Raw genomic sequence first — 803 nt, 5'->3', positions numbered from 1 at the left:
GACATAGTTGACACCCTGAGCCCATAATTATTCATGAGCTACGACAACGCCAACCTCGCCATCGTCAAAGCAATCACCGAACAACACCTCACCGTCAGCGAAGCCTCCGTTCGATTCAAGAGATCCCGGCAATGGATCTACACCCTGCTAAGGCGATACGAAGAAGGTGGCCCAGAGGCTGTTAAACCGCGATCCACAGCACCGAAAACACACCCCACCAAGGTCAGCGAGGAGGTGATCAAACAGATCATCAAAATCCGCAGAGAACTCGCCTCCAAAGGTGCAGACAACGGACCTGAAACCATCGCCTGGGTACTCGAGCAACGAGGTTTTCATGCGCCTGCAGAATCAACCATCCGGCGAATCCTCACCAAAAACGGCATGGTCACACCACAACCCAAAAAACGCCCGAAAGCCTATCTACGACGCTTTGAAGCAACCCTGCCCAACGAATGCTGGCAAGCAGATGTCACCTCCACCAGACTGCTCAATGGACAGGTTGTGGAGATCCTCGACTTCCTCGATGACCACAGTCGCTTCCTGCTATACCTAGGCGCCTATAAGCGTGTAGCTGGCCCCACCGTGGTCACAGCCGCCGAAACCATCACCAAAAAATACGGCTTCCCCCAATCCACCCTCACCGATAACGGCCTTGTCTTCACCGCCCGACTAGCCGGTGCCAAGGGAGGTAAAAACGGTTTTGAAAAATTCCTTGAAAAACACAGCATCCTGCAGAAAAACGGACGCGCAGGACACCCCCAAACCCAAGGAAAAATTGAACGCTTCCACCAAACACTAAAAAA

The 803-nt window shown here is 52.8% G+C and carries 1 protein-coding gene; it reads left to right on the top strand.

The window, feature by feature from the left end; all coding sequences use genetic code 11:
• Window positions 1-33: 33 nt before the first annotated feature.
• On the top strand, window positions 34-803 hold a 770-nt coding region (locus HMPREF3044_RS08770; protein WP_141759670.1), incomplete at its 3' end, for a DDE-type integrase/transposase/recombinase.

The organism is Corynebacterium sp. HMSC073D01, from assembly GCF_001815555.1.
GTDB lineage: Bacteria > Actinomycetota > Actinomycetes > Mycobacteriales > Mycobacteriaceae > Corynebacterium > Corynebacterium glucuronolyticum.
The sequence above is the reverse complement of the archived record's forward strand: the minus strand, read 5'-3'. Positions and strand labels throughout refer to the sequence as shown.